4 protein-coding genes are annotated in these 5901 nt (G+C 60.2%); 3 read left to right on the top strand and 1 reads right to left on the bottom strand.

Features of this window, described 5'->3' with window-relative positions; genetic code table 11:
• Nucleotides 1-38 precede the first annotated feature (38 nt).
• Together E3T28_RS13035 and E3T28_RS13030 are read left to right on the top strand one after the other, a co-directional pair.
• The gene (locus tag E3T28_RS13035) at nt 39-365 is read left to right on the top strand and encodes a helix-turn-helix domain-containing protein (RefSeq protein ID WP_134432014.1); all 327 of its coding nucleotides are present in this window, start codon (nt 39-41) and stop codon (nt 363-365) included.
• The gene (locus E3T28_RS13030; RefSeq protein WP_134432011.1) at nt 362-1810 is read left to right on the top strand and encodes a recombinase XerD; all 1449 of its coding nucleotides are present in this window, start codon (nt 362-364) and stop codon (nt 1808-1810) included. The genes E3T28_RS13035 and E3T28_RS13030 overlap by 4 nt, the downstream gene beginning before the upstream one ends.
• Before the next feature lie 262 nt (nt 1811-2072).
• On the opposite strand, the gene E3T28_RS13025 is transcribed toward E3T28_RS13030, so the two are convergent.
• Nucleotides 2073-4676 carry an AAA family ATPase gene (locus E3T28_RS13025; RefSeq protein ID WP_134432008.1) on the bottom strand — a complete coding sequence of 868 codons (2604 nt, stop codon included), beginning with the start codon at nt 4674-4676 and terminating at the stop codon, nt 2073-2075.
• Nucleotides 4677-5193: 517 nt separating this feature from the next.
• Between E3T28_RS13025 and E3T28_RS13020 the strand changes: the two genes are divergently transcribed.
• Nucleotides 5194-5655, top strand: a complete 462-nt coding sequence (locus E3T28_RS13020; RefSeq protein ID WP_134432004.1) for a hypothetical protein — start codon at nt 5194-5196, stop codon at nt 5653-5655.
• Nucleotides 5656-5901 lie beyond the last annotated feature (246 nt).

Raw genomic sequence — 5901 nt, 5'->3', positions numbered from 1 at the left:
GGATGGCCGCCCAACTCACCACGAAGGAGACCTGACCCATGCAACGTCGAATCGACCACGGCTGGCGGCTGAGAGAACTCATGGCCGCCCGCGGCATGAACACCATCTCGGACCTCATCCCGCACCTCAGCGATCGCGGCATCCACCTCTCCGACTCGCAGATCTACCGCCTCGTCGGCGGCACACCGGAACGAATGAACCTCAACCTACTCGGCGCAATTCTCGACACCCTCGACTGCAGCTTCGAGGACCTCTGCCCGGTCACCGTCAGCGCCGTCCCGGACCGGGCGACCGGCACCCTCGACGCCTCCGCGAAGACCGACGCTTTCCGCCCGGCCCGAGCCAGGATCCGCCGACCGGAATGACCGGGCCGCGGTCCTCGCAGGAATGCGCCCGCTGCACTCGCACCGGCGGTCGGTTCGCGACAACATGGCCGGAAGGGCGCATTTGCCGACGGTGCTACCAACAAGCCACCCGCATCCGCGGCCTCTGCCCCGGCTGCAGCGCCGATCGGCTCCTCCCAGGCCTCATCGACGGGATCCCCGCCTGCGTCGATTGCACCGGCATACCGAAGGATTTCCACTGCGCCCGGTGCGGACGCGAAGACGAACCCGTCCGAGTCGGGCTCTGCGCCCACTGCTGCCTCACCGACGACCTCACAGACCTTTTCGACGACTCCACCGGCCGCATCAACCCAGCCCTGCTGCCGCTCTTCACCGCGCTCACACAACAGGCACACGCCCGAAGCGCCCGGGTCTGGCTGATCGTCAACACACACACCACGGCCCTCATCCGGGAGCTCGCCCAAGGAATCGTCCCGCTCGAGCACGCCACGTTCACCGGGCACAGCCAACCCCGCAAGGTCGCGTTCCTCCGAGAACTCTGCATCGAACACCAGCTCCTCGAGCCCGTCCACCTCGATATCGAACGGTTCGAGAACTGGCTGGCCAGCAAACTCCGAGATGCTCACCCTGACGACGGGCGGCTGATTAAACAGTTCGCACGCTGGGTCCACCTCAACCGCATGCACAACCTCGCCGCCACCGGCCAGTTGAAAAAGGGCACCTTCCTCTCCGCGAAACAGTCGACAACGGTCGCCCTCACATTCCTCCACCACCTCCGGGAACGAGGCCGCTCCCCCGCGACCTGCACTCAAGCCGACATCGACGACTGGCTGGCCAGCGGGCCCACAACACGAAGCCTTGCCCGCACCTTCGTCCGCTGGGCCGGCGACCACCGCCACCTCCCGCCCCTCGAGTTCCCCTACCGCGTCCCACAAACCGAGCCCATCATCACCCAACAGCAACGACTCGAGCACATAACCCGGCTACTCGACCCCGCGGCAGATCTCGCCCCAGGCGATCGCGCTGCAGCATTGCTGCTCCTGCTCTATGGGCAACCCATCGTTCGCATCGCCAGCATGCGACTGCAGCAGCTGCGAACCACCGGCACGGTCGTCACAATCTCGTTCACTAACGACACCCTCACGATCCCCGCCCCGTTCGACCAGGTCATCCGCAATCACCTCGCCGCGCTACCGCACCAGACCACAGCCCTCCACCGCGAGAACCACTGGCTGTTCCCCGGGGGCAGGCCCGGACAGCACCTCAACCAGACCACACTCATGAACAAGCTCCGCGACTCCGGCATCGACCTCCGGGGCGCCCGGAACGCGTCTCTTCGAGCGCTGGTGCTCGAGTTGCCCGCCCCTGTCATCGCGGACTCGTTGAACTACAGCTACAAAGTCACCGAAAGACACCGTCAGAACGCCGGCGCCGTGTTCATCGACTACATCACGAAACGCAAATGAAGAATGCTGGCCTGGTGGTCGAAGTCGACAGTCTCAAGCGATGAGCACGAACATCGCGATGTTGGGGCCACACTGGGCCGTCTGCGCCAACGATCGCTGACAATTCGCCGGTCACGAATCCGCAGGGGCACCAGTAAAAATGTACCTATTGCAGAATGTGCTGAATAGAGCTCCCCTGCTAACGGCTTCGGCAAGAGTCGAGAGCAGCACGAACTCCCGCGGATTCACGAGGACCCTGCGGGGTCGCTGAGTGGGTGCCCCGTCAGCCGACGAACCCTGTCAAGACCTGATCGCGTTCAAGGCCTCCAAACTCCGAGATTCTGGGCATGACTGCCCTGGTACTTGACGGAGCCCCAGTATCCGGCGCCAGCACCTGGGGGTCGATATCAAAGGACTGACACATGGCGACGACGTGCTCGTCATCCAGCGCCCTCATTAGTTGGAAGACAGCGCGCAGAATCGTCGCCGCCTCCCCAGGCTCGATAGGAGCGGAGATGTCACCTTCCTCGTTGTGGGAGTACGCGTGCAGATAGCGAGTCACCTTGGTCCTCGTAGGATTGTCGATTTTTTCCAATGCGACCTTCATTGATCCGTTGAAGTCGCCAATTTTCGCGGGGAAACGGAAGCTCAGGAATGCCTCCAATAGTTTGCGGGCCGCATTTGGGGCCATCGAAAGCATTTCTAGCTGATCCGCGAGACTTGCTCCCCCTGCGGAATCGATCACAACGCGGGCCAACCTGTGAAACAGAAAATTGTACTGAGACCGCAATCGACGCCGCATGATCGTGTCCTTCGGCCACTCCTCGAAAACCGGAACTCTTCGGAGCTGACCATCAATTTCTCGATTCCTCATTCGGAGTTCATGTTCGGTATGGCCCCCAATCGCGCTGGCTTTGAAAGAGTCGAGCTGCACTATCCACTGCCTAAAGAACTCAAAGCTGTGGGTGAGTAGGAAGACCTGCGTGTCCATGGGGCCGGCAACCAGCTCTGTCCAAAGGTGTGCAGACACGCCGAACTGGACATTCTGGTCAAGACTCGACACAGGATCATCGATGATCACGATCGGGTGCTTCGAGATGCCCCTTGATTTCAGATGAGCAAGAAAGTGGAGCAACGAGATTGCGGTGCGTTCTCCCTCGCTGAGCCCCACGGCAGGCCTGCCATCGCGTTCGATGAGATACGTCTTGGAGTCCTCTGATGGCCGAAACGCCAATTCGTCACGCCCTAAAATCCTGGCGAGGCCAACAGTGAGGTCGTCAGCCAGGTGCAACGGATTGGCGTCCTGGCTCCCGAGAAGAATCATCTCTGATCTCAAGCGGGCTCTTTCTGCCCGCATATCTTTGAGGTTCTCTTCAAGGGCAATACATGCATTCAGCTCAGGATCGTAAGACTCGATGGCCGCGTGAACTCGGTGCAATTCGATCCGTCGAGCGGCGCCTTTGACGGCTTCGTTGTGCCGATTGCTTCTCTCATTGTGGCGCTGGATATGAGACAGGAGGCTGGCCGCGTTCGGTTCTTCGATTTCAGCAAAGGAAGGAGCTTGAACGGGCTGCAACGGGTTAGCCCGCTTCAGCTTGAGGCACTCGATCAGCTCGTTTACTCTGCCGGAGAATAGGTGCACCGACTCCGAGTAGGCGCGGAGGGCAGTTTCGTAATCGCCCTTGATATCTGCGTAGAGTTCGACCGACCTTGGCAAGGATGCTGCGTAGCCAACCAGGGCGGACAGGCCAACCTCCATCTCCAGCGCTAGGGCATCGGCGTCTGTCTGCACCGCTAGCAGGCTCTTGTCGAAGTGTGCTGCGAGGTCGGCGCGCCGGCTTTCAGCGATGGGAGAGGCACAGAAGAGACATGTCGCCAAGTCCTCGTGGAGTCCTATTCCTTGTTGAACCCATTCCGCGTTGTGGGCATCGCTCGCTAATTCGGCGAGAACACTCACGGTGACAGATCGATTTGTGATTTCTCGGAAGGGTGCCTGGAAATCAGCCACGTTCAGAGAAGGCGCGGCTGACGCGCGAATGGCGGGACGCCCCTCGGCCAGGACAATCTCCAGGTCTGCAGTTGCGTCCACCGATCGCCCGCCAAACAGAGTCCGATCGCCATCCAACAATTTGCGGATCTCAGTGCTCCGATAGACGTTGCTGGCTCTGTATCTTGGGTCTGCGTTCTTGAGCTCCGAGATCACAGCATCTCGAACCGCAGATATCTGCTTCTCCATGCGCTTTTTTGCAGCGTCGAGGCTTCTTAGTTTTTCGATCCCCTGACCATCGATGGCACCGATACGTTTCTGGAGAGCGACAATTTCCGCCTCAAGAGCAATGTTCCCTTCCCCCAGAACCAGCAATCCATTGGCGTCGGGACCTTCCGCCCCATCGAATCGGAGGCTTCGTTTCACATACTCTTCGTTGAATACGTAAACTCGTTCCCAAAACGTAGAGTCATTTTCTGAGCATTTTCTCGAAGTTGAGCCTGCGTCACCGTCGGTAACTTCCAACGTCAGGGTGGCCGCCTTGTTGGCCGCGGTACCACCCCCGGCGATGGTCTGGAACATGCTGGCAAGAGATGACTTCCCGCTTCCGTTGGCCCCATAGACGACGTTGACTCGCTTGAATGAGCTCGCATTCGCTTCGCTTCGCCACTTCACGAACGGCCCATAGCCGTCGATTGTGAGAATCCGATTTAGCATCCATACCCCCCAGTAGTCGGCCGAATCAACCTCGTGCGGATCGAAGGCACAAGACGCGAAATACGACGACCATAGAAAGCTATCTCTGTTCCTTACGCGATCAGTACCCAAGCGGCAGCGGGGGCCGACGAGCGCAGTGTCGATGCGAGTATGGACGCCGCACAGTGTGATCGTGGTGTGCATGAACCGATGCCGGGAGGGCCGGCTTGAGCTGGCCAGGGCGGAGCGAACAGTGACGCTTCTGCCGTCGGGCGTCGGATGCGTCCGGCCGAGCGCTCTGAGCCCGCGTATTCTCCTGCAGGGACGTCACGCGTGCCTCGAGCTCTGTACCACCCTGCGCTCTCGGTTCGCCTCGGGAATGGCCTGGCTTTGGGATGCAGCGATGAACGGTTCACGTCCGACGACAGTGTGCTGATCGAACTCGGTCTGTCTTCTCCGGCAGCTATCCATGAGTTGGCTCCCCCGATCTGGTGGCGGGGCACCGAACAGAAAAAAGAGTGGCAAGCTCTAAGGACAAAGCATCACCCCTGATCAACGAGAGTTTTTCTTGAACACCAACCATGTCGATCCCGCCTATGAGCAAAACCATTCGGCACCGCGTACTACGAGCCAGTTCGGCCAATCAGCTGCTCAGACGCATCAACGGGGCCCTTTTTCATGGCTGAAGACATTTCGGTTCTGCATTCGCTTGGTGTCTGCGATGGGTCTTCTCTTTCCTGCTCTGTACGTGTCGACGAGTGGCCCCCCCCCACACGGCACCCTTTGGGCTGACTTCCTCCCCCAGTTCTCTATTTTTGTGCTGCCGGTAGTGGCCGCGCTCGTCGTCCTTGCTCTGGAGAGGAACAAGCCCTTGCCCGTCGCGTCGGGCGTCATCTGGGCCGCCCTTGCAGCATATTTCGGGCTCCTCTTTGCCCCTTACATTGCAGAAGTGAACCCCGGAGATGTCGCGCCCAGAAAAGTGGTCGCGATGTTGTGCGCAGGTGCTCTTGGCATCGGGGCGACTGCGCTCCAAGTGCGCATCGCGCACTTGAGGCAAATGCTCGCCGAACGTGATCGAAGGGCCGCTTTCAATGAGATGCGTGTGGCAAGCGCGGTCGACAGAAACCGACTTGTGGCTGAAGTCGTAACAAGGGTTTCGCGCCCCTGGTGGCGCCGACGGTGACACGGAGTGCGGGCCGCCGCTCAAACGACCTGAGTGATAGCGCCGACTGACCGCTCAGAAGCGGCGACTCCGGGCATCACTCATGCGAGCCGTCTAGGTCGTTTAGTGTCCTACCGTTCGCGCCCGTCGTCACGGGTGCCCTACGTGTCAGGGTTGGGTGAGGCCAGTAGCTCAGAGCAAGTCCGCCGTTTGATGTAGGGCGAGAACCAGGAAGTCACCGATCATGTCCAGCCCATCGTTGATCGT

The organism is Cryobacterium sinapicolor, from assembly GCF_004403465.1.
Classification (GTDB): domain Bacteria; phylum Actinomycetota; class Actinomycetes; order Actinomycetales; family Microbacteriaceae; genus Cryobacterium; species Cryobacterium sinapicolor.
Note: the sequence above shows the minus strand (reverse complement) of the source record. Positions and strands in the feature narration are given on the sequence as shown.